The following is a 2,975-nucleotide window of genomic DNA, read 5'->3' as shown; positions in this document are numbered from 1 at the left end:
GGTCGGTGCAGTCGGATACCTAGGTGGGGGCCTTGCCTTTTCTATCATTTATGTGAAAGAAAAGGAGAATATCTACTATCCCCTACTTGTTCACATGTTAGGCAACAGCCTAGCCTTGATCATTGTAGCTATCGGTAGTATGTGATGAAAATGCTAGTAACGATACTGAAAAAGAGGCTGGGACAAAAGCCCCTTATCTCCAAAAAAAGCAACGGTTCTGCAATTGGGAATCTCTAGCTTTTTTGTGACTGAGAACTTTTTGTCCCAGACTCCTTTTTTGATTGGATTGTTCTTTTTTCAGGAGAAATCTCATTATTCGGATTTGGATAGAAAATTCAGAAAATTTGTGATTTTTCCTTGAAATATTTTCCAAAAATGGTATGATAGTAGCATGCTCATTTGATAATCAAAGAAACAGAAAGGAGAGACATGGAGAAAATTACCTTAGAAACTGCAAAGACAGGTTCAGAGCTTGTGCTAGAAACGCTTCGGGATCTTGGGATTGATACCATTTTTGGGTACCCGGGTGGAGCCGTTTTGCCCCTTTACGATGCTATTTATAGTTTTAAAGGGATCAAACACATTCTTGGCCGACATGAACAAGGCTGCTTGCATGAGGCTGAAGGCTATGCTAAATCAACTGGGAAGCTGGGTGTGGCCGTCGTCACAAGTGGACCTGGAGCAACCAATGCCATTACAGGGATTGCGGATGCCATGAGTGATAGTGTTCCTCTTCTTGTGTTTACTGGTCAGGTCAACCGTTCTGGGATCGGGAAGGATGCCTTCCAAGAGGCAGATATTGTTGGGATTACCATGCCAATCACCAAGTACAATTACCAAGTACGAGAGACAGCAGATATTCCACGGATTATTACTGAAGCGGTCCATATTGCGACAACTGGTCGTCCAGGTCCTGTCGTCATTGACCTTCCAAAAGATGTCTCTGCCTTAGAAACAGATTATATATTCAACCCAGCAGTCAACATTCCAAGTTACCAGCCGACCATTGAGCCAAATGAATTGCAGATTAAGAAAATCTTGAAGCAATTGGGCAAGGCTAAGAAACCAGTCCTTTTGGCTGGGGGTGGCGTTAGCTATGCGGAAGCGGCAGAAGAATTGGTAGCCCTAGCAGAACGCTACCAGATCCCTGTAGTGACTAGCCTTTTAGGTCAGGGAACGATTGCGACAAACCATCCTCTCTTCCTTGGAATGGGTGGGATGCACGGTTCCTTTGCGGCCAACATTGCCATGACCGAAGCGGATTTCATGATCAGTATTGGCTGTCGTTTCGATGACCGTCTGACAGGAAATCCAAAGACCTTTGCGAAGAATGCCAAAGTCGCTCATATTGATATTGACCCAGCAGAGATTGGGAAGATTATTGCAGTCGATATTCCCGTTGTTGGCGATGCGAAGAAAGCTCTACAACAGTTGTTGGCAGAGCCAGTCGTTCACAACAATACGGAGAAATGGATCGAGAAGGTCACAAAAGATAAGAACCGGGTTCGTTCTTACGATAAGAAAGAACGCGTGGTCCAACCCCAAGCAGTTATTGAACGCGTGGGTGAGTTGACCAAGGGGGATGCCATCGTCGTGACAGACGTTGGCCAACACCAAATGTGGGCAGCTCAGTACTACCCATATCAAAACGAACGGCAATTAGTGACTTCTGGTGGTTTAGGGACTATGGGATTCGGTGTACCAGCTGCAATTGGTGCTAAGATTGCCAATCCAGACAAAGAAGTCGTGCTCTTTGTCGGAGATGGTGGCTTCCAGATGACCAACCAAGAATTGGCAATCTTGAATGTTTACAAGATTCCGATCAAGGTCATCATGCTCAACAACCATTCACTTGGGATGGTTCGGCAGTGGCAAGAAGCCTTCTATGATGGACGAACATCAGAGTCCGTCTTTGAAACCTTGCCAGACTTCCAATTGATGGCGCAAGCCTACGGGATTAAGAACTACAAATTTGACAATCCCGAGACCCTCGAGAAGGATTTGGAAGTCATTACCGAAGATGTACCAATGTTCATCGAGATTGACATTTCTCGGAAAGAACACGTTCTACCAATGGTACCAGCTGGTAAGAGCAATCATGAGATGTTGGGGGTGAAGTTTAATGCGTAGAATGTTAACAGCCAAACTTCAAAACCGGTCTGGGGTTCTCAATCGCTTTACCGGTGTCTTGTCTAGACGACAAGTCAACATTGAGAGCATCTCAGTGGGAGCGACAGAAAATCCGAATGTATCACGGATTACCATCATCATCGATGTTGCATCTCATGATGAAGTCGAACAAATCATCAAGCAACTCAATCGCCAGGTCGATGTGATTCGCGTCCGAGACATTACAGATAAACCTCACCTAGAGCGTGAAGTTATTCTGATCAAGGTCTCTGCACCAGCAGAGAAACGGGCAGAATTGCTGGCTATTATCCAGCCCTTCCGCGCAACTGTGGTTGACGTGGCTCCAAGCTCCATCACCGTGCAGATGACAGGAAATGCAGAGAAGAACGAAGCTCTCTTGCGTGTTATTCGTCCTTATGGGATTAAGAATGTTGCACGGACGGGTGCAACTGGCTTTACCCGCGATTAAAGCCCACCATTCAAAATAGTTACTACCGCCTAAGAGGCAATAAATAATAGAAAAGAGAGAAAAAAACTATGGCAGTTCAAATGGAATACGAAAAAGATGTAAAAGTAGCAGCACTTGACGGTAAAAAAATCGCCGTGATCGGTTATGGCTCACAAGGTCATGCCCACGCTCAAAACTTGCGTGACTCAGGTCATGATGTGATCATCGGTGTACGTCCAGGTAAATCTTTTGACAAAGCAAAAGAAGATGGTTTTGATACTTACACAGTGGCAGAAGCAACTAAATTGGCTGACGTTATCATGATCTTGGCTCCAGACGAAATCCAACAAGAATTGTACGAAGCAGAAATTGCTCCAAACTTGGAAGCTGGTAATGC

At 45.1% G+C, this 2,975-nt stretch carries 3 protein-coding genes and 1 pseudogene; all 4 read left to right on the top strand.

Annotated elements, in window-relative coordinates:
* Positions 1 to 145: pseudogene (locus ACLOR3_RS08300) on the top strand (CPBP family intramembrane glutamic endopeptidase); the annotation flags it as partial.
* A gap of 284 nt (positions 146 to 429) precedes the next feature.
* Positions 430 to 2,130 (top strand): acetolactate synthase large subunit, encoded by a 1,701-nt coding sequence (locus tag ACLOR3_RS08295; RefSeq protein ID WP_123159963.1) that lies wholly within the window; start codon positions 430 to 432, stop codon positions 2,128 to 2,130.
* Complete coding sequence (ilvN, locus tag ACLOR3_RS08290) at positions 2,123 to 2,599, top strand: acetolactate synthase small subunit (RefSeq protein ID WP_006594976.1); 477 nt, start codon at positions 2,123 to 2,125, stop codon at positions 2,597 to 2,599. Before ACLOR3_RS08295 ends, ilvN begins: the two co-directional genes overlap by 8 nt.
* Positions 2,600 to 2,667: 68 nt before the next feature.
* A partial coding sequence (locus ACLOR3_RS08285; protein ID WP_412037140.1) for an NAD(P)-binding domain-containing protein occupies positions 2,668 to 2,975 on the top strand: 308 nt, incomplete at its 3' end.

Origin of the sequence: Streptococcus intestinihominis (genome assembly GCF_046824975.1) — a bacterium.
In the GTDB taxonomy this organism is placed as follows: Bacteria; Bacillota; Bacilli; order Lactobacillales; family Streptococcaceae; genus Streptococcus.
This window is presented reverse-complemented; position numbering and strand designations above follow the sequence as displayed.

Excerpts from the sequence above, each read along its gene's own strand:
- ACLOR3_RS08295 (WP_123159963.1), top strand. The coding sequence starts at position 430 with ATGGAGAAAATTACCTTAGAAACTGCAAAGACAGGTTCAGAGCTTGTG.
- ilvN (WP_006594976.1), top strand. The coding sequence starts at position 2,123 with ATGCGTAGAATGTTAACAGCCAAACTTCAAAACCGGTCTGGGGTTCTC.